The sequence below is a fragment of the Actinophytocola xinjiangensis genome (genome assembly GCF_001921215.1).
Classification (GTDB): domain Bacteria; phylum Actinomycetota; class Actinomycetes; order Mycobacteriales; family Pseudonocardiaceae; genus Actinophytocola; species Actinophytocola xinjiangensis.
The window spans coordinates 36,737-55,717 of record NZ_MSIF01000042.1 but is presented as its reverse complement, the minus strand read 5'-3'; the positions used below and the strand labels follow the sequence as shown (position 1 = coordinate 55,717).

General features: G+C 71.8%; 17 protein-coding genes. 6 read left to right on the top strand and 11 right to left on the bottom strand.

Annotated features, from left to right (window positions below):
- Positions 1–226: 226 nt before the first annotated feature.
- Positions 227–907 carry an SDR family oxidoreductase gene (locus tag BLA60_RS40475; protein WP_075138403.1) on the top strand — a complete coding sequence of 227 codons (681 nt, stop codon included), beginning with the start codon at positions 227–229 and terminating at the stop codon, positions 905–907.
- Between the two features lie 172 nt (positions 908–1,079).
- Here the strand turns inward: BLA60_RS40475 and BLA60_RS40470 are convergent, their stop codons facing one another.
- The 11 genes from BLA60_RS40470 to BLA60_RS40420 all read right to left on the bottom strand — a co-directional run bounded on the left by BLA60_RS40470 (position 1,080) and on the right by BLA60_RS40420 (position 11,658).
- The gene (locus BLA60_RS40470) at positions 1,080–2,393 is read right to left on the bottom strand and encodes an amidohydrolase family protein (protein ID WP_075138409.1); all 1,314 of its coding nucleotides are present in this window, start codon (positions 2,391–2,393) and stop codon (positions 1,080–1,082) included.
- A 20-nt stretch (positions 2,394–2,413) separates the two neighbouring features.
- On the bottom strand, positions 2,414–3,442 hold the full coding sequence (locus BLA60_RS40465; protein WP_075138402.1) for a nitric oxide synthase oxygenase: 1,029 nt from the start codon (positions 3,440–3,442) through the stop codon (positions 2,414–2,416).
- A gap of 40 nt (positions 3,443–3,482) precedes the next feature.
- Positions 3,483–5,006, bottom strand: a complete 1,524-nt coding sequence (locus BLA60_RS40460) for a PH domain-containing protein (protein WP_075138401.1) — start codon at positions 5,004–5,006, stop codon at positions 3,483–3,485.
- Positions 5,003–5,500, bottom strand: a complete 498-nt coding sequence (locus BLA60_RS40455; RefSeq protein WP_075138400.1) for a PH domain-containing protein — start codon at positions 5,498–5,500, stop codon at positions 5,003–5,005. Before BLA60_RS40455 ends, BLA60_RS40460 begins: the two co-directional genes overlap by 4 nt.
- A complete protein-coding gene (locus tag BLA60_RS40450; protein WP_075138399.1) occupies positions 5,488–6,096 on the bottom strand; it encodes a TetR/AcrR family transcriptional regulator in 609 nt (202 codons plus the stop codon). The genes BLA60_RS40455 and BLA60_RS40450 overlap by 13 nt, the downstream gene beginning before the upstream one ends.
- A gap of 48 nt (positions 6,097–6,144) precedes the next feature.
- Positions 6,145–6,789 carry a tRNA (guanosine(46)-N7)-methyltransferase TrmB gene (trmB, locus tag BLA60_RS40445; protein WP_154814958.1) on the bottom strand — a complete coding sequence of 215 codons (645 nt, stop codon included), beginning with the start codon at positions 6,787–6,789 and terminating at the stop codon, positions 6,145–6,147.
- A 72-nt stretch (positions 6,790–6,861) separates the two neighbouring features.
- Positions 6,862–7,398, bottom strand: coding sequence for a hypothetical protein (locus tag BLA60_RS40440; RefSeq protein ID WP_075138407.1), 537 nt, complete (start codon positions 7,396–7,398; stop codon positions 6,862–6,864).
- A gap of 493 nt (positions 7,399–7,891) precedes the next feature.
- Positions 7,892–8,653, bottom strand: a complete 762-nt coding sequence (locus BLA60_RS40435) for an ABC transporter permease (RefSeq protein ID WP_075138398.1) — start codon at positions 8,651–8,653, stop codon at positions 7,892–7,894.
- A gap of 4 nt (positions 8,654–8,657) precedes the next feature.
- The gene (locus tag BLA60_RS40430) at positions 8,658–9,614 is read right to left on the bottom strand and encodes an ABC transporter ATP-binding protein (protein ID WP_075138397.1); all 957 of its coding nucleotides are present in this window, start codon (positions 9,612–9,614) and stop codon (positions 8,658–8,660) included.
- Positions 9,615–9,825: 211 nt separating this feature from the next.
- Positions 9,826–10,482: a response regulator gene (locus BLA60_RS40425; protein ID WP_075138396.1), complete on the bottom strand. Its 657-nt coding sequence runs from the start codon at positions 10,480–10,482 to the stop codon at positions 9,826–9,828.
- An 18-nt stretch (positions 10,483–10,500) separates the two neighbouring features.
- Positions 10,501–11,658, bottom strand: a complete 1,158-nt coding sequence (locus tag BLA60_RS40420; protein ID WP_075138406.1) for a sensor histidine kinase — start codon at positions 11,656–11,658, stop codon at positions 10,501–10,503.
- A gap of 173 nt (positions 11,659–11,831) precedes the next feature.
- Here BLA60_RS40420 and BLA60_RS40415 point away from each other — a divergent pair, with 173 nt between their 5' ends.
- From BLA60_RS40415 to BLA60_RS40395, 5 genes are all read left to right on the top strand, one after another.
- Entirely contained in the window at positions 11,832–13,445 is a 1,614-nt protein-coding gene (locus BLA60_RS40415) for a dynamin family protein (RefSeq protein ID WP_075138395.1), read from the top strand.
- 73 nt (positions 13,446–13,518) lie between these two features.
- Positions 13,519–14,019: a nucleotide exchange factor GrpE gene (locus BLA60_RS46055; RefSeq protein WP_425427135.1), complete on the top strand. Its 501-nt coding sequence runs from the start codon at positions 13,519–13,521 to the stop codon at positions 14,017–14,019.
- The gene (locus BLA60_RS40405) at positions 14,016–15,872 is read left to right on the top strand and encodes a dynamin family protein (protein WP_075138394.1); all 1,857 of its coding nucleotides are present in this window, start codon (positions 14,016–14,018) and stop codon (positions 15,870–15,872) included. Before BLA60_RS46055 ends, BLA60_RS40405 begins: the two co-directional genes overlap by 4 nt.
- A gap of 86 nt (positions 15,873–15,958) precedes the next feature.
- Complete coding sequence (locus BLA60_RS40400) at positions 15,959–16,708, top strand: DUF6802 family protein (RefSeq protein WP_075138393.1); 750 nt, start codon at positions 15,959–15,961, stop codon at positions 16,706–16,708.
- A gap of 339 nt (positions 16,709–17,047) precedes the next feature.
- Positions 17,048–18,871 (top strand): phosphoenolpyruvate carboxykinase (GTP), encoded by a 1,824-nt coding sequence (locus BLA60_RS40395; protein ID WP_075138392.1) that lies wholly within the window; start codon positions 17,048–17,050, stop codon positions 18,869–18,871.
- The last annotated feature ends 110 nt before the right edge of the window (positions 18,872–18,981 follow it).

Sequence of the window (18,981 nt, the reverse complement as noted above, 5' to 3'; positions counted from 1 at the left end):
GATGCCACGCCGCTACGCGGGCATCCTTTCGTGAGGCAACGACTCACCTTCCCGGGCATTTTTGATGAGTCAACGCGTGAGGCCCTCCCAACCACCACCACCGGATAAAATGGCGCTGAGGGGTGCCCCCGGTGAGGGTGGGGGATGTGGACTGGGGTCTGTCGGCGCACGCTGTTTCGGAGGGCCGCGCTCTGCGTGGGCGCGGCCCTCTCCCTACGGTGTTGCCATGAGCGACCGTCCTACAGCGCTGGTCACCGGCGCGTCTCGAGGCATCGGCGCGGCGATCGCCACCGCCCTGGCCGACACCCATGACCTGCTCCTCGGTGGGCGGGACGAGGCCCGGCTGGCCGACCTGGCCGCCGGCTTCCCCAGCGCCCAGCCTTGGCCGGTGGAGTTGACCGACGAGTCGGCGGTGGCGGCCGCGACCGCCGGCATCGACCGGCTCGACGTGCTGGTGCACTCGGCCGGCATCGTCCGTCTGGGCGCGGTCGCCGACCTGCCGGCGTCGGCCTGGCGGGAGTCCTACGAGGTCAACGTGGTGGCGGTGGCCGAACTGACCCGCCGGCTGCTGCCGGCGCTACGCACCGCCGGCGGACACGTCGTGCTGATCAACTCCGGCGCCGGACTCAAGGCCTCCCCCCGCTGGGGCGCCTACGCGACGACCAAGTTCGCGCTGCGCGCCTTCGCCGACGTGCTCCGCGCCGAGGAACCCGACCTGCGGGTCACCTCCGTACACCCCGGCCGCACCACCACCGACATGCAGCGCGAGGTCCGCGAGTTCGAACAGGGCGATTTCGAGCCGACGCGCTACCTGACCCCGGAGTCGGTGGCCGGCGCCGTCCACGCCGCCATCACCACCCCGGCCGACGCCCAGGTGCACGAGGTCGTCATCCGCCCGAGGGCCTAGCGACGACCGCGTCAGTCGCGGTCACCAGGGCTGTTCGCGTCCACCGCGCGAGCCGCACGATCGAGCGCAACTCGCTACCGAGTTCCTCCGCTGGGTCTCGCGCCACCGCGTCGCTGGGCGCTTCGTTGGCTTCCGTCGGTCTCCGTGGACGCGGGGACGCCCGAATTCGGGCCTAGCGGATCAGTCGGCGGGTCACCGCGCCGGCCGCGGCCTGGACCTTCGCCCGGTCGACCTGGGTCGGTTCGCGGTCGGCGATCACCTGGTCGCCGGCCACCCACACGTCGCGCACCAGTCGGGTGCCGGCGGCCCAGACCAGGTTGGCCAGCAGGTGTTCGTCGGAGACGGACAGGCCGGCGGTGAACGCCGGGTCGTCCACGTCGACGTGGATCAGGTCGGCCCAGCGGCCGGCCTCCAGGGCGCCGATGTCGTCGCGGCCGATGGCCGTCGCGCCGCCTCGGGTGGCCAGCAGCAGGGTGTCGGCGGCGACCAGGGCCGACGAGTCGGCGGCCGCGATCCTGGCGAACAGTGCCGCCAGTCGCATCTCCTCCCACAGGTCGAGGTCGTCGTTGCTGGCGGGGCCGTCGGTGCCCAGGCCGACGGCGACGCCGGCCGCGCGCAGGTCGGCCAGCCGGGCGACCCCGGAGGCCAGTTTGGCGTTGGAGCCGGGGCAGTGCGCGACCCCGACGCCGTGCTCGGCGAACACCGCGATGTCCTCGTCGGACAGGTGCACCGCGTGTGCGGCCAGCACGCGGCCGCCGTAGAGGCCGACCTCGGCCAGCATCGCGGGCACCGAGCCGTGGCGCTCGCGCTGGACCACGTCCTCCTGCGCCGACTCGGCGACGTGCACCAGGACCAGCGCCGAGCGGGCCCTGGCCGCCTCGCCGACCAGCGTCAGCGCGTGCGGGGGCAGGGTGTAGGCCGAGTGCGGGCCGTAGGCGATCTCGATCCGGTCGTCCTTGCCGGTGAACCGGCCGTCGACGTCGATCCGCGCGCTGATCTCGTCCAGTTGGGCGCGCCAGTTGTGGCCGGGGGTGTCCACGATCGCCGGGCCGACGATCGCGCGTTGCCCGGTCGCGCCCAGCGCGCGGACCACGTGCTCGGTCTGGAAGTACTGCTCGACGCTGGTGGTGATGCCGCCGCGCAGCATCTCCACCGAGCCCAGCGCCATTCCCGCCTCGATGTCGGCCGGGGTCAGCTTCGCCTCGGCCGGCCAGATGATCTCCCGCAGCCAGCGCAGCAGCGGCAGGTCGCCGCCCATTCCGCGCAGCACGGTCATCGGGCTGTGCGCGTGGGTGTTGACCAGGCCGGGCAGCAGGATCCCCGGCAGTGAGCGGACCGGCGCGGCGCTGTCCGGGGCGTCGGCGAACGGGCCGCACCAGGCGATCCGGCCCTCGGCGTCCACGTCGACCACGGCGTCCCGCAGAACCGTGCACGCGGGGTCACAGGGCAACACGATCGGGGCGCGCAGGCGCAGGGGAGAACGCATGACGCGATACTGCCAGGTCATCACGTTGACGCTGTGTCGTCCCAGGCCACGAACGCGGGACCGCCGTTTGCGTTCACCGGTGGTAGGAAGCCGTCCACCGAGTGTTCGATCCGCACGCCGGCCGCGTCGAACGAGTGCACCACCGCCCGGTTGAGCTCCAGCGCCGCGCGGGCCCGCCACAGCGTCCGCTCGGAGGTCACGTCCAGGCCCAGCCGTGCGGCGATCCGCCCGGCCAGGCCGTAGGCGTCGCCCAGGACGTCCTCGCCGATCGCCTGGCAGATGTAGACCCCGTTGTAGGGCGCGGCCGGGTAGGTGACGCCGCCGATGACCAGCCGGTGGTTGCTGATCACCGGCACCGCGTGCCAGCGCAGCCCGAGCTCGACGAACCACGGCAGCTCCGGGTGCTCCAGCGGCACCTCGCACACCAGGTCCCGGGGCAGCTGGTGCAGCGACAGGCCGTCGTGGGGCGCCTCGATCACCAGCGGCAGCAGGTCGAAGGCGCCGCGCCCGGCCGGCGGGCGCCAGCCGAGGCGGCACGCGGCGGTGGTCAGGTCGACGTAGCGCCGGTCGCCGAGCACCTGGCCGTCCTGGGCGTAGCCGGCGTAGCGGACCAGCTGGTCGTTGTGGATGCGCGGGCCGGGGCTGGCCGGGGTGTCCGGGGCGAACACGCTGACCACCGGCCGCACCCGCCCGCCGTTGGTGGACATCCGCAGGTGCTGGCCGCACTGCACGGCGACCTCGGTACTGCTGGTGATCCCCCGCAGGTCGCGCACCAGCAACTCGCGCCACGGCACACCGGCCGGGCACCAGCCGCTGTCGCGCAGCGCCGATCGGGTGCCGAAGGCCAGCTCGGCGGGGGTGTGCCGGTAGGTGCCGGTGGCCGCGATCTCGGTGCGGGCACCCGCCAGCCGGGCGCTCACCTCACCGGCCCGGGGTCTGGCCTGGTGGAAGGCGCGCAGGAAGTCCTGGGCCTGGTCGTAGACGGAGCGGGGGCGCGGGCGGGTCAGGATGGGTGGGGAGGTCGTGGCCTCATCGCAGGGTGCGGTCACGTGCTGGGTATCGGTCCCGCTTGCGGCGGGCTCAATTACCTCATCGTGTGACGTCGGCGGCCAGGACACCACCGACCGTGGCGGGCACCGCGCGATACGGGGTGAGCAGTCCCGGCACGGTGGCGTCGGCCAGCGCCACGCCGTCGGCGGTGGCCAGGTCGGGGGCGGCGTAGGAGCCCTGCCCGGCGGCGGTCGTGGCCCGCAGGGTCACCAGCCCGAGCCGCCGCTGCAACACCGACTGCCGCAAGGTCACCCCGATCACCGCGCCCCGGCGCAGCACCACCGTGGTGCGGTTGAGCCCGGCGCTGGTCACCAGGTGCGGGCCGACCAGCGCGTGGCCCAGCGAGCGGTAGGCCAGCAGCGCCAGCCCGAGCGCGACCGGCACCAGCACGCCCCCGGCCAGCCACAGCCGTTCGGGCAGCGCGGTGACGCGGCCGAGCCACCAGGCCAGGCCGGTGAGCGCGGCGCCCAGCGCCACCGCCCAGCCCAGCCGCCGGCGCAGCGCCGCGAGCGGGTGCCGGGTGAGCGGGGCGCGCAGCGGGGCGGGGTCGCCGAGGATCTGTTCGGCCACCCGGCGCGCGTCGGCCGCCGGGGCCTTGGGCAGCACGGTGGCGCCGCCGGCCAGCATCCCGGCGGCGCCCAGGCCCGTGGACACCACCGACGTCTCGGTGGCCGTGGTCCACCGCCACAGCAGCGGCCGGCGCAGCTCCACGCCGCGCAGCCGCCCGTCGTCGCGGTCGACCCGGCGGGTGCGGAACAGGCCGTGGCTGGTGCGCAGCACCGTCCCGGTCGGGGTGTCCGCCCGGACCAGGCGGAACTGCCACTGCTCGGCGACGAACGCCACGCCGACCGCGACCACGCCCAGCGCCCCGGCGATCAGCACGGCGAGGGTGATCGTCGGGGCCAGCGGCAGCGGCGAGCGTCGCGCCGCCTCCAGGACCGACCCGAACAGGTCGAGGCCGACCATGCCGCCCAGCCAGTGCGCGCCCCAGCCCAGCCCGGCCGCGCTCAGCAACGCCCAGACGGTGAACGCGTTGTAGGGCAGCCACTGCCAGCGGAACGTGGCCAGCACGGTCTCGCCCGGGACCTGGCCGGCGGCGGGAGTCGCGGTGCGGGACCCGGCCGGCAGCTCGGTCTGGAGTTCCTCGGCGGTCGGCGCGGACACCGCGTCCAGGCGCAGCGAGGCGACCTCGCCGGTGGCGGTGCGGTCGCCGGCCCGGATGGTGACCACCCGCAGGCCGGCCAGCCGGTGGCGCAGCTTCGCGGTGGCCTCGACGCTGCGGATGCGGTCGCGGCGGATCGTGCGGTGTGAGCGGACCAGCAGCCCGGTGCGCACCTCCAGCAGTTCGTCGGTGATCCGGTAGCGGGTCTTCACCCAGCGCAGCAGGTCGCCGACCGAGGCGAGGACACCGGTCACGGCGATGATCGCCGCCGGCCACAGCACCGAGCCGGTCAGCTCGCCGCCGAACAGGACGGTCGTGGCGAACAGCGGCACCAGCGAGAGCGCCATCCGCGCCAGGTCGACCCAGATGACCCGGGGGTCCAGCCGCGCCCAGCCGCTCACGTGGCATCGCCCCTGGTCCGCGCGGTGATCGCGGACAGTTCCCCGGCCACCCGGCGTGCGGTGTGCTGGTCGAGCCCGACCAGCGTGACCGGGCCGGCGGCCGAGGCGGTGGTGACGGTGACGGTGGCCAGGCCCAGCGCCTGCTGCACCGGCCCACGCACGGTGTCCACCGTCTGGACCCGCGACAGCGGCGCGATCCGCCACTCGCGGACGAACCAGCCGGTGCGCACGTAGACCGCCTCGTCGGTGACCTCCCAGCGGTGCACCGCGTAGCGCCACGGCGGGGTCACCAGCAGGTGCGCGAGGCCAAGGCCGAGCACCACCAGCAGCGCCGGGCCGGTCCACGGCCGCCACGGGGTGATCAGCAGGTAGCCGGCCAACAGCACCCCGCCGGCCACCGCCGTCGTCGCCGCCGTGCGCAGCGCCCACCAGCCCATCGCGCGGCGTTCGACGCGGTGCCGGGGCGGGGTGAGGACCTCGGTCAGGTCAGCCATTTCCTCCTCCTTCGCACGGCCTGGGCGAACGTCTCCGCCAGCTCCTCGGCGTAGTGGGCGGGGTCCAGGTCGGACCGGGTGTAGAGCTGTCCGGGGACCGCGTGCAGCGCGGCGTCGATGGTGACGGCCATCAGCCGAGGGTCGAACTCGCGGAACTCGCCGTCGCGTTGGCCGTCGGCGAGCAGGCCGGTCAGTTCGCCGACGGTGTCCGAGGCGGGGGCGGGGCCGCCGTTGGTCTCGATCTCGCGCAGGGCGTACATCCGGGTGCGGTTCTCGGCGCAGAAGAGCACGAAGCCGCTGATCAGGGCGCGCAGGGTGTCGAGGTAGGTGTCGGCGTCGCCGACCCGCCGCTGCATGGCCGCGCCGATCTCGGTGACGGTCTCGGTGACGACCCGTTCGATCAGCTCGTCCTTGCCGGCGAAGTGGTAGGAGATCAGGCCGGGGCTGATCCCGGCCCGGCCGGCGATGCGCACCAGGCTCGCCTTGGCGAAGCCCAGTTCGGCGATGGTCTCGACGGCCGCGTGCATGATCTGGGCACGCCGGGCCTGCTCGATGAACGAGCGTGTTTGGTCGCCTGACTGATTTCCTGATCGCACAACCAGGATTCTAGGCGTACGGACAGGAAAACTACAACAAATCAGACATCAGCGACGTTCGAAGATGAGGTCCCGGCTGATCCGGCCCTCGACCTCGGCCCGGCTCTCGAACTTCGTCAGCGGACGCCACGACGGCCGGGGCGCCCAGCCGCCCGGCTCACCGGCGTACACGTTGGCCAGCAGCGGCTCCGCGGTGAGCACGTCGAGCATCTGCTCGGCGTAGTTCTCCCAGTCCGTCGCCAGGTGCACCCGCCCACCGGGCGCCAGCCGGGTCGCCAGCAGCGCGACGAACTCCCGGTCGACCAGGCGCCGCTTGTGGTGCTTCTTCTTCGGCCACGGGTCCGGGTAGAAGATCCGCACCGCGTGCAGCGAACCCGGCTCGACGTGCTCCTCCAGCAGCACCACCGCGTCCCCGCGCAGCAGCCGCAGGTTCTCGATGCCCATCGTCTCCGCGCGCATCATCAGCTGCGCGAGCCCCGGCGGGTACACCTCGACCGCCACGTAGTTCAGCTCCGGCGCCGCCTTGGCCAGCTGCGCGGTCGTCTCACCCATCCCCGAGCCGATCTCCAGCAGCACCGGGGCCGGGCGGCCGAACCAGCCGGTGAAGTCCACCGGGCCGGGCGGCAGCGCGTTCACCTCCCGGCCCAGCGTTGACCAGTGACGCTCCCAGGCGCGAGCCTGGCCGACGGTCATCCGGCCGCCGCGGTTGACGAAGCTGACCACCGTGCGGCGGCCGGCGAGATCGGGTGATGGCACCGGAAAAGCCTAGGCGGGTCCCATCGACTCGAACCGGGCGAGGTTGGCCCGCAGGTCCGCGAGGCCGGCGACGGCCACCGGGTCCGGGGTCTGCCCGGCGTGCACCCGCAGCACGTCGATCCAGCCGGGGTGGCGGTCGGTGAGGATCAGCGTCGTGGGCATGCCCGGCTCGAACAGCTTGCGTTCGGAGGGCACGTACTCCCAGTACCCGGAGGAGCCCTCGGTCGCCCACGGCACGAACACCCAGCCGGAGCGGGTGGACAGCAGCTTGGCGACCCGGTCCTCGACGGCGAACCCCTCGGTCCGGGAGGCCAGTGAGCCCTCGGCCAGCGCCCGCAGCCACCACGGCGCCGGGGCGCGCGGGTCGGCCTGGCGGATGCTCCGGTACAGCGTCAGGACCTGGGACTCCGGCGCGCGGTGCAGCCACGCCCGGCGGGCCTCGGCCGGGGTCGTCGCGTCCTCGGCACCCCACATCTCGATGGCCTGGGACCACTCCAGGCCGATCAGGGGCTCCACCCGTACGGCCGACCGGGGAGCCGGGGCCAGGGACTCCGGCGGCTCCGGTGGCCGCGTCTGGGAGTCCGGTTCGGCTTCCGACGCTGGGGACGGGATCGACGAGCGACGTTGCTCGACCGCCGCCGCTGACGCGGTGGCTTCGGGAAACGGGCCGGTGTCAACCACCGTCACAAGTCCACCTCCAAGGACACCCTCGAATATGTAGTTGGGGGCACTGGGGAATCGCTCTCACCACGATGGAACCCGGCCACGCCCGGTCTGTCCGCTTGGTGTGGTCAGGCTCACAGTGGCTTAACATGGTCTTAATCGGACTGATTGGTGTAAAAACCCGGCCCCATCCCACCTCGCCTATCGGCCAACGTCGACACAGCGTTACCTTCCGGGCTGCCGGACCACCCGGATGGCGCACGTACGAAGAGCCCGGGCCACCCCCCGAAAGGTGACCCGGGCTCGTCCCCCAGGCTGCCGCGCCCCGGTGGTCCGGGTGTCCCCACACCCGCACCGCGATTCGCGGCGTCGGTTCCTAGGCGTCCCGCTTGTTGGCGGTGAACAGCGCGATCACCAGCAGGACCAGCGCGAACCCGGCGAAGTAGGCCAGCGCCCACCACGGGCTCAGCGTCGAGAGCGACGGCGGCGGGCCCTCGGCGATCGGCCGGTTGGTCAGGTCCGGGTCCCCGGTGAGGAACTTGTTGGCCACGTAGAAGGGCATCCACCTCTGGATGTCGTCCCCGACGTTCGGGATCAGCGTGACCAGGCTCTCCACCAGCTGGCTGTAGATCAGCACCAGCGACACCGCGCCGGCCGAGTGCCGCACCAGGATGCCGACGGCCACCGCGATCACCGCGGCCACCGCGAACACCAGGCTGACCCCGGCGGTGGCCCGCCACTCGAAGGCGGAGTTGATGCCCAGGTCGGCCCGCGACTCGATGAGCTTGGCGATGCCGACCGAACCGAACGCGGCCACCAGACCGATGACCGCGGCGAACGCCGCCACCACGCCGGTCTTGGCCAGCAGCACGGCCGACCGGTTGGGCACCGCCTGGAAGGTCGCCCGGATCGTGCCGAAGCGGTACTCGGTGGTGATCGCCAGCGCGGCCATCACCATGATCACGACCAGCCCGAAGCTGTAGCCGAACTGGGTCGAGGCGATCGTCGGCAGGTTCTCGGTGTCCACGGCGGCGATCAGCGCGGCGAACCCGATGGTGACCGCGAGCGCGGCCAGCGTGCACCACATCGGCGAACGCGTGGTGAACAGCTTGATTCGTTCAACGGCGAGCAGAGTCATGTCGTCACTTCCCCGCGGTCATCAGGTCGGCGCCCGACGCGGCGGCTGCGGTCTGGTCACCGACGGCGGCGTGGTACTCCACCGAGTCGCCGGTGAGCTGGATGAAGGCCTCCTCGAGCGAACCGCGCTGCGGGCTCAGCTCGTGTAAGACGATTCCCTTGGCGGCGGCCAGTTCCCCGATCTCCGTGATGTCCACACCGGACACGACGAGGTGGCCGTTCTCGGCGCGGACCGCGCCACCCTGGTCGCGCAGCGCCGAGCCGAGCAGGTCGGCCTGCGGGCTGCGCACGGTCACCGTGCTCTCCGTCGCCTGGGCGACGAACTCGTCGGTGCTGCACTGGGCGATCAGCTTCCCCCGGCCGATCACCACCAGCTCCTGCGCGGTCAACGCCATCTCCGAGAGCAGGTGGCTGGAGACGAACACCGTGCGGCCCTCGTCGGCCAGCCGGTGCATGAACCGGCGGATCCACAGGATCCCCTCCGGGTCCAGCCCGTTCACCGGCTCGTCGAACAGCAGCACCTGCGGGTCACCGAGCAGCGCGGCGGCGATCCCCAGCCGCTGGGACATGCCCAGCGAGAACCCGCCGGCCCGCCGGTTGGCCACCCCGGTCAGCCCGACGATCTCCAGCACCTCGTCCACCCGCGAGGTCGAGATCTTGTTGGAGCGGGCCAGCCAGTGCAGGTGCGCCCTGGCGGAACGGTTGGGGTGCACCCACTTCGCGTCGAGCAGCGCGCCGACCGTGCGCAGCGGCTGGTGCAGTTCGCGGTAGCGCTTGCCGTCGATGCGGACGGTGCCGGCGGTCGGCGCGTCCAGACCGAGGATCATCCGCATCGTGGTCGACTTGCCGGCGCCGTTCGGGCCGAGGAACCCCGTGACCCGACCCGATCGGACGGTGAACGACAGGTCGTCGACCGCGACCGTCTTCCCGTAGTGCTTGCTGAGGCCGACTGCCTCAATCATGGTCTCTCCCTGAACGTCTTGGTCGTGATCCCCACTGGTCCAACATCCTGGCGCCGGTGGGTGCCCCCGCACGTCCACCTGTGGTCGCCACTTCGGGTCAACATCTGGAGGTAGCTTCCATCAACCCAGAGGCTGGTGGAATCCGTTACGACCCTGAGGTCGACCCTGAACCGAACCCCGGTGCGATCGGGGTTTCGCCCGGTGGCGCCGCTCAGTGCTCGCCGGGGCGGACCAGACCGGTCTCGTACGCCAGGACCACGGCCTGCACCCGGTCCCGCAGGTCCAGTTTGGACAGCACGCGGCCGACGTGGGTCTTCACCGTCGCCTCGGACAGGAAGAGCTTCCTCGCGATCTCGGTGTTGGACAGGCCCTGCGCCATCAGCAGCAGCACCTCGCGCTCCCGCTCGGTCAGCACGTCGAGCACCGCCGCGTCCCGCAGCTGACCGCCGGCCGAACCGAGGAACCGGTCGAGCAACCGTCGGGTCACGCTCGGTGAGACGACGGCGTCGCCCGAGGCGACCGAGCGCAGCGCCGAGACCAGGTGCGCCGGCGGCGTGTCCTTGAGCAGGAAACCGCTGGCCCCGTTGCGCAGCGCGGAAAGCGCGTACTCGTCGAGGTCGAAGGTGGTCATCACCAGCACCTTCGCGAACCCGGCCTCGGTGATCTGCTTGGTGGCCTCGACCCCGTCGAGCACCGGCATCCGCACGTCCATCAGCACCACGTCCGGGCGCAGCGACTCGGCCAGCGCGACGGCCTGCGCGCCGTTGCCCGCCTCACCGACGATGTCCATGTCCTCCTGCGCGTCGAGCACCATGCGGAAGCCGAACCGCATCAGCTCCTGGTCGTCGACGAGCACCACCCTGATCACATAGGTCAACGTAGCGCCTCACTCGGTGAGCAGCGGGAGGCGTGCGCGGACCTGCCAGCCGCCGCCCGGTCCCGGCCCGGCCTCCAGCGTCCCGCCGAACACCAGCGCCCGTTCCCGCATGCCGATCAGCCCGTTGCCGCCGGCCACCCCCAGCAGCGTGCGGATCGCGTGCCGGCCGTCGTCGGAGACGTCCAGCTCGACGTGGTCGGCCGTGCGCACCACGCGCACCCGCGCGTGGGTGCCCTGACCGGCGTGTTTGAGCGAGTTCGTCAACGCCTCCTGCACGATCCGGTAGATCCCCAGGCCGATGCCGGCCGGCAGGTCGTCGACCCCGCCGACGATCTCCAGCCGCACCGGCAGCCCCACCTCGCGCACCCGTTCGGCGAGCTCGGCCAGCGACTGGGCGCCCGGCTGCGGGGTCAGCTCCCCGGCGGCGTCCTCGTCGCGCAGCAGCCCCAGCAGCCGGCGCAGCTCGGTGAGCGCCTCCCGGCCGGTGTCCGAGATCGTCTTCACCGCGCGTTCGGCCAGCTCCGGCTTGGTGTGCACGGCGTAGGCCGCGCCGTCGGCCTGCACCACCATCACGCTCACCGCATGCGCGACCACGTCGTGCAGTTCCCGGGCGATCCGGGCACGCTCGGCGTTCACCGCCATCCGCGCCTGGTGGTCGCGCTCGACCTCCAGCAGGGACAGCCGCCGCTCCACCTCCTCGTGGTAGGCCCGGCGCGCCCCGACGAACTCGCCGAGCACCCAGCACAGCGCCAGCATCAGCGCCACCACGATCAGCATCGCCACGACGTTGGCGCGGTCGTCCACCTGCAGCGGCGTCTGGATGCCGGTGACCACCGCGTTGGCCACCACGTACAGCAGCGCCTGCCGCCGCCCGACGTAGGCGACCAGCGTGTACAGCGAGATGCAGGTGGTGAAGGCGCTGGCCAGGCCCAGTTCGAGCAGGGCGTGCGGGATGCTGGCGGCGAGCACCGCGTAGGCCACGGCGACCGGGTACCGGCGGCGGAAGACCAGCGGCGCGACGGCGAGCAGGATCAGCGGCACGGTGACGTACCAGGGGTGGGTCTGCCCGGCCTCGTCGGTGAACTCGCGGGTCATGTTGAGGAGCAGGTCCACCAGCACGATCAGGCCGGCGACCACGCTGTCACCGAAGAACGGATGAGCCTTCATCCACAGACTGAACCGCCGCACGGGTCGAGAGTAGGCAGCCGGCGGGTCACCCGGCGTCCGGCGCAGGTCTCATCACCCGTACGTCCCTGGGCTGACCCCTGCCGGTTGGCGTGGCCGCCATGGGACGATCAGGCACACACCAGTAGTCCGGCACGGTGGAAAGGGGAGCGGACGTGACGACGGTAGCCGAGCAGGGGCAACCGCTCGCCGGACCGTTGTCGGCAGCGGTGGCCAACCTGTGCACCCGGCTGCAACCGCAGGTGTCCGCCAGGACCGCCGCCGGTTTCCGCGAGGTGCTGCGCCGGCTGTCCGCGCCGTTGCAGGTCGCGGTCGCCGGGCGGATCAAGTCCGGCAAGTCGACGTTGGTCAACGCCCTCATCGGGCGCCGGGTCGCGCCGACCGACGTCGGGGAGTGCACCCGGCTGGTCACCCGGTTCCAGTACGGCACGGTCGACCGGGTGGAGCTGATCTTCCACGACGGCCGCAAGCAGGTGCTGCCCTTCGACGCGACCGGCATGATCCCCGGCGACCTTGAGGTGAACTTCGACGACGTCTCCCACCTGGAGGCCTATCTCACCAACGCGGTGCTGCGCGACCTGACGGTGATCGACACCCCGGGCCTCGGCTCGCTGGACGCCGCGTCGGTGCGGCGCACCGAGCAGCTGCTGGGCGCGGCCAAGCACCGCGCGCCGGATCTCGACGGGCCGGCGCGGGAGGCCGCCGAGGACGCCGAGCCCGATCCGGACGGGCGCGGTGACGAGCTGGACCAGACCTCGCGCAGCGCGGTCGCCGGCGCGGAGGCCGTGCTCTACGTCGTCACCCAGGGCGTGCGCGCCGACGACCAGCAGGCGCTGGCCGCGTTCACCGCCGCCACCGCCAGCCGCGACGCCGGCCCGGTGAACGCGATCGCCGTGCTGAACAAGGCCGACACCATCCCGCCGGAGTCGGTGGCCGGCTCCGAGGGCGACGTGTGGCGGGCGGCGAGCCTGCTGGCGGAGAAGCAGGCGCAGTCGCTCAAGCCGCGGGTGGCCGACGTGATCCCGGTGATCGGTCTGCTCGCCGAGTCCGCCGAGTCCGGCGGCTTCACCTCGGCCGACGCCGACGCGCTCCGCTCGCTGTCCAAACTGGACGATGCGACGTGGGAGACCATGTTGATGTCCGCGGACATCTTCACCACCTGGGAGTGCGAGGTGCCCTCGGGTACCCGCACCCGGCTGCTGGAGAAGCTCGACCTGTTCGGCGTGCGCTGCGCGGTGGACGCGCTGCGCGCCGACCCCGAGCTGACCGCCGGTTCGCTGCGCCGCACGCTGCTCAACGCCTCGGGTCTGGCCGGTGTGCGTGGCCGGCTGGACGCGGTGTTCCGTGCCCGCGCCGACGGCATCAAGGCCGCCGCGGCGCTCGCGTCGGTCACGGCGTTGGCCCACGCCTCCGGTGATCCCGGTGAGCGGCAACGGGTGCACGACGCGATCGAGGTGCTGCTGGCCAAACCGGAGGCGCACCAACTCCGCCTGTTGGAAGCGCTTACACTCGTCACGTCGGGCGCCGTCGCGATGCCCGACGACCTCGCCGAGGAGGTGCTGCGGGTCGGCAGCAGCGCCGACATCGGTGAGCAGCTGGGCCTCAAGGGTCGTCCGCACAAGGAGTTGTCCGCCTACGCCCTCGAACGCGCCGGCTGGTGGCGCTCGTTCGCGTCCTTCGGGGCCACACCAGCCCAAAGCCGGGTCGCGCACGTCGTGCATCGCGCATACTTCCTGATCTGGCAGCAACTTCGCGAGCAGTCGGGGTGAGTGGGACATGGGCTCCTGGTTCCAGCGTGGCAGCGACCGACGCGGTAGCGACCGACGTGGTAGAGACGAGGACATGAACGTGACCGACAACACCGATTCGACCATCGAGGTGAAGGCGTCGGTGATCGCCCAGGCCGCCAGGGGTGGCACGGGCGACACGGCGGGCGACCCGCCGGTCACTCGGGTCGGTCGCCAGGCCGGGATCGCCGCCGACGGCCTGGTCGGGTCCGAGGACTTCGCCACCGCCGCCCGCGAGAACGCCGATCCCACGCTGGAGGCCGCACTGGCCGAGCGCCGGTCGCTGGTGGCGCTGTGCCTCTACGCGCTGGACCGGGCACGCAGTGCCGGGGTGGCCGAGCGGATCGAGGAGGGCCTGGCCGGGGTGGGCGTCAGCGCGCTGCGCCCGGACGGCGTCCGGTTCGACCCGGCCCACCACGAGGCCGGCGGCACGGTCGCCACCGCCGACGAGAGCCTCGACGGGCTGGTCGCCGAGACGGAGGTGGTCGGCTTCTCCGACCGGGGCGAGCTGCTCCGGGCACCGATCGTGACCGTCTACAGCAACGCCGAACGATGACCTCGCCCGCGACCACACCGGCCGCGCCGACCGGCGCGCTGCCGCTGCCCAAGCAGGTCGCCCAGGCGCGGGAGAAACTGCTCACCCTGCTGCGCGAGGCCGACCCGGACGCGGCGCGGTGGGTCGAGCAGATCCGCGAGCGGCGCCGGGGCAAGCCGTCGGCGGTCGTGGTCGGTGAGACCAACCGGGGCAAGAGCTCGCTGGTCAACGCGCTGCTCGGGCACTCCGGTCTGTCCCCTGTGGACGCGGATGTGGCGACCGCGACCTACCTGGTGTTCGGCCACGCGCAGCAGTGGGAGGCGCGGGCCTGCTACCCGGGCCAGCTGGCCCCGGTCCCGGTCGACCTCGGGGAGCTGGTCAACTGGGTCTCGGCCGCCCACCAGCTGCCTCCCGGTGAGCTGCCGCCGCGTTACGTCGAGGTCGACGGCCCGCTGGAGTACCTGGAGAAGCTGACGATCGTCGACACCCCCGGGGTCGGCGGGCTGGACTCGGTGCACGGCGAGTTGGCGGCCGAGGCGGCCGCGTCGGCCACCGCGCTGCTGTTCGTGGTCGACGCGTCGGCGCCGTTCACGTTGGGGGAGTTGAACTTCCTGGCCACCGTGGGTGACCGGGTGGAGACGATCGTCTTCGCGCTGTCCAAAGTGGACCAGTATCGGGGCTGGCGGCAGGTGCTGGAGGCCGACCAGCAGCTGCTCGCCGAGCACGCCCCGCGCTTCGCCGGCGCCAAGTTCTTCCCGGTCTCCGCGCGGATGTACGAGATGGCGGCCAAGGCCCCCAACCCCGAGGCCACCGCCATGCTCCAGGAACGCTCCGGCGTACCGGAACTGCGCACCGCCCTGGCCGACCTGCTCGTCGGCCGGTCGGTGATGCTCGGCGAGGCCAACACCATGCGCGCGCTGTCCAGCGCACTCGGCACGCTCAACGTGCGGTTGGAGGGCGAACGCCGCGCGCTGTCGACCGGCGAGGAGGAGGCCGAGTCGCTGCGCGCGCGCAAGGAGGAGCTGACCACCGAGCGCCGCTCGTCCACCAAGGGCTGGCAGGTCCGGATGCGCGGTGAGATCCAGCGCACCCGGGTGGAGAACAACCACGAGGTCGCCCGCCAGATGCGCGACCTGCAGTCCTGGTTCCGCCAGGCCATCGACGTCGCCGACCGCGACCAGCTCAAGGACCTGCCCGCCCAGGTCGACGCCGCGTTGCAGATGGTGTCCGGCCGGATCAGCATGTCGGTGTCCTACCGGCTCAACCAGGTCACCGAGACCGTCCTGGGCGAGCTGTTCCAGCCCGACGAGCTGGAGGTCATCCGGGGTCAGTTCGCCCGCGCCGGCGGCTCGGCGGTCGTGGTCCGCCCGGCCGACAAGCGCCCGCCGACCGCCGAGGACCGGCTGCTGGTGTTCATGGGCGTGACCGGCGGGTTCAGTGCCGGCAAGATGGCGCTGCTGCCGCTGGCCGGCGCGGTCGCCGCACCGATCCTGCTGGTGCCGACGATCATGATCGGGTTGGGTGCCGGCTGGTGGCTGGCCAAGACCCGCCGGCACACCGCCGACAAGCAGCACATGAAGCAGTGGCTGTCCGAGTCGATCGCCGACGCCCGCTCGACACTGGACCAGCTGGTCGCCGAGCAGCTCATCGAGACCGAGTCCCAGCTGGCGCTGGCCCTCGACGAGGCGCTGGGCCGGCGGATCGCCGGCATCGAGGAAGAGCTCCGCGAGGTGGACAAGGCACTACGACTTGACACCGCCGAGCGGAACAAGCGGCTGGCCGTGGTAAACAAGCGGCTGACCGAGGTGGGCGCCGGGCGGGAACGCGCGGAGAAGCTGCTCTCCAGCATCCGGTCGGTGCGCGACCGCGCCTGACGGGAAGCCTGGTGGAACCAACGGGCCTCACGGACAGTCAGACAAGCGAATCACCGACCAGACCTTCCAGACAGAGGGGGCGACCCGTGTACGTGGACGACGATCCCACCGCAGACGACCCGACCACGGACACCGACGCGGGCCAGGACGAGCTGACCGTCGAGGTCGACGGCGAGGAGTACGCCGTCGTCGAGAACTACGACCTCGACGGCGACTCGCAGAACGACACCGCCGTGGTGCAGACCGAGGACGGCGCCTACGTCGCCTTCGCGGACACCGACGGTGACAGCGTCGCCGACGTGGCCGTGCAGTACGACGACGAGGGCAACGTCGTGGCCGGCGCCGAGTACGACGCCAGCACCGGCGAGTGGTCGGCCGAGAGCGTGGAGTCACTGCCCACCCCGACCGGTGACGGCGCCGACGACGCCGACGGGTCCGGCGGGGCGCCCGACGACACCGGCGCGACCGACGTCGGCAGCGACACCGGCGACGACACCGGCGGCGCGGCCCCGGGCGGCGAGGGCGAGAGCATCATGGTCGACATGCCCGGCGAGGACGTCGACGCCGGCCCGGCCACGATCGACACCGACGGCGACGGCGTGTACGACACCGCCGTGGTCACCGACTCCAGCGGCACCACGATGGCCTTCACCGACACCGACGGTGACGGCCAGGCCGACCAGTCGATGATGATCGAGCAGAACGGCGACGTGACGATCGCCAAGCACACCGGAACCGACGAGTGGACCGTCGTCGAGGAGGGCTCGATCTCCGAGGACGGCACCTACACCGCCGACACCGTCAGCGGTGCGGACTCGGTCTGGGCGCAGGGCTGAACGAGTCCCACTCCAGCGTCGATCCACTCCGGACGATCCCGGCGACGAGTGTCGCCGGGATCGTCTTTTTTCGTGCTGTGGTTGAAAACACCCAGGCCAGAGGGCTGGCTCGTACGTCCGTGTGCTGAATCGATTCCAGAATCGGTCTTGTGAGGGAAGCGACACGCTAGGTCTCGGTTAGGCGCTGTTCATCTGGTTAACCTCTCTACATCCCCAATGCGGCAGACCCGTCCGAGACCTCGGGCGGGGGCTTCGCCGTTCACCCAGGACGCCGATGTCCGCGCGAGCGCTGGACAACGGGGTCCTGTTTGGCTTTCGGCGTCAGTCAGGAGAAGCGAGATGACGGCAGTGGCAATTCCAGGTGTTGACGACGCACCGACGACGCACCAGCGGCTCCTGTCCTGGGTCCGCGAGGTCGCCGAGTTGACGACGCCGGACGAGGTTGTCTGGGTCGACGGCTCCGACGAGGAGTGGGACCGCCTGACCGAACAGCTCGTGGCCTCGGGCACGTTCACCCGTCTGGCCAAGAAGCCCAACTCGTTCTGGGCCGCGTCCGACCCCGACGACGTCGCCCGGGTCGAGGAGCGCACCTACATCTGTTCGCAGGACCCCGACGACGCCGGTCCGACGAACAACTGGATGGACCCGGCGGAGATGAAGGCCACGCTGCGGGAGCTGTTCCGCGGCTCGATGGCCGGCCGCACGATGTACGTGATCCCGTTCTGCATGGGCCCGCTCTCGGCCGACGAGCCGATGCTCGGCGTGGAGATCACCGACTCGGCCTACGTGGTGACCTCGATGCGGATCATGACCCGGATGGGCACCCGTGCCCTGGAGAAGTTCGTCGACGCCCAGGGCAACGAGCGTGACTTCGTGCCGGCCCTGCACTCGGTCGGCGCGCCGCTCGCGCCGGGCGAGACCGACGTGCCGTGGCCGTGCAACGAGACCAAGTACATCACCCACTTCCCGGAGACCAGGGAGATCTGGAGCTACGGCTCGGGCTACGGCGGCAACGCCCTGCTCGGCAAGAAGTGCTACTCGCTGCGGATCGCCTCGACCATGGGCCGCGACGAGGGCTGGCTGGCCGAGCACATGCTGATCCTCAAGCTGATCTCGCCGGAGAACAAGGTCCACTACGTGGCGGCGGCGTTCCCCAGCGCGTGCGGCAAGACCAACCTCGCGATGCTGGAGCCGACCATCCCCGGCTGGAAGGTCGAGACCCTCGGCGACGACATCGCCTGGATGCGCTTCGGTGAGGACGGCCGGCTGTACGCGGTCAACCCGGAGGCCGGGTTCTTCGGTGTGGCGCCGGGCACCGACTACCACACCAACCCGAACGCGATGCGCACCATCGAGCGCGGGAACTCGCTGTTCACCAATGTCGCGCTGACCGACGACGGGGACATCTGGTGGGAGGGCATGGGTGAGCCGCCGGCCCACCTGACCTCGTGGAAGAAGCAGGACTGGGCGCCGGGTGGCGAGGAGCTGTCCTCGCACCCGAACTCGCGGTACTGCACGCCGATGGACCAGTGCCCGATCCTCGCCCCGGAGTGGGACGACCCGAAGGGCGTGCCGATCTCGGCGATCTTCTTCGGCGGGCGCCGGGCGACGACGATCCCGCTGGTCACCGAGTCGCGTGACTGGCAGCACGGCACGTTCATGGGTGCCACACTCTCGTCGGAGACCACGGCCGCGGCCAAGGGCAAGGTCGGCGTGGTGCGCCGCGACCCGATGGCGATGCTGCCGTTCATCGGCTACCACGCCGGTGACTACTTCCAGCACTGGATCGACACCGGCAAGCGGGCCGACGCCACCAAGCTGCCGAAGATCTTCTACGTGAACTGGTTCCGCCGGGGCGAGGACAAGCGCTTCCTGTGGCCTGGTTTCGGCGAGAACTCGCGGGTCCTGAAGTGGGCCATCGAGCGTCTGGAGGGCACCGCCGCCGCCCGCGAGACCGCCATCGGGTACGTGCCGAGCGCCGATGACCTGGACCTGACGGGTCTGGAGACCGACCGGGCCGACCTCGAGGCCGCGCTGGCGGTCGACGTCGAGGAGTGGCGGGCCGAGGTGCCGATGATCGAGGAGTGGTTCGACAAGATCGGCGAGAAGCTGCCGTCGTCGCTGCGTGCTGAGCTGGAGGTGCTCCGGCAGCGGCTGGCCTGAGCCGGGTGGATCGGGGACCGCGCGGTGGGCGGTCCCCGATCCGTGTTCGGTCCGGCCGAGTTGTCCACCGGGGTTGTCCACAGGTTGTGGATGGATCTGTGCACAGCCTG

What these genes read in the sequence shown, in the direction of transcription:
- BLA60_RS40475 (WP_075138403.1), top strand. Translation starts at nt 227, where the DNA reads ATGAGCGACCGTCCTACAGCGCTGGTCACCGGCGCGTCTCGAGGCATC.
- BLA60_RS40470 (WP_075138409.1), bottom strand. Translation starts at nt 2,393, where the DNA reads ATGCGTTCTCCCCTGCGCCTGCGCGCCCCGATCGTGTTGCCCTGTGAC.
- BLA60_RS40455 (WP_075138400.1), bottom strand. Translation starts at nt 5,500, where the DNA reads ATGGCTGACCTGACCGAGGTCCTCACCCCGCCCCGGCACCGCGTCGAA.
- trmB (WP_154814958.1), bottom strand. Translation starts at nt 6,789, where the DNA reads ATGACCGTCGGCCAGGCTCGCGCCTGGGAGCGTCACTGGTCAACGCTG.
- BLA60_RS40435 (WP_075138398.1), bottom strand. Translation starts at nt 8,653, where the DNA reads ATGACTCTGCTCGCCGTTGAACGAATCAAGCTGTTCACCACGCGTTCG.
- BLA60_RS40430 (WP_075138397.1), bottom strand. Translation starts at nt 9,614, where the DNA reads ATGATTGAGGCAGTCGGCCTCAGCAAGCACTACGGGAAGACGGTCGCG.
- BLA60_RS40420 (WP_075138406.1), bottom strand. Translation starts at nt 11,658, where the DNA reads ATGAAGGCTCATCCGTTCTTCGGTGACAGCGTGGTCGCCGGCCTGATC.
- BLA60_RS46055 (WP_425427135.1), top strand. Translation starts at nt 13,519, where the DNA reads ATGAACGTGACCGACAACACCGATTCGACCATCGAGGTGAAGGCGTCG.
- BLA60_RS40405 (WP_075138394.1), top strand. Translation starts at nt 14,016, where the DNA reads ATGACCTCGCCCGCGACCACACCGGCCGCGCCGACCGGCGCGCTGCCG.
- BLA60_RS40395 (WP_075138392.1), top strand. Translation starts at nt 17,048, where the DNA reads ATGACGGCAGTGGCAATTCCAGGTGTTGACGACGCACCGACGACGCAC.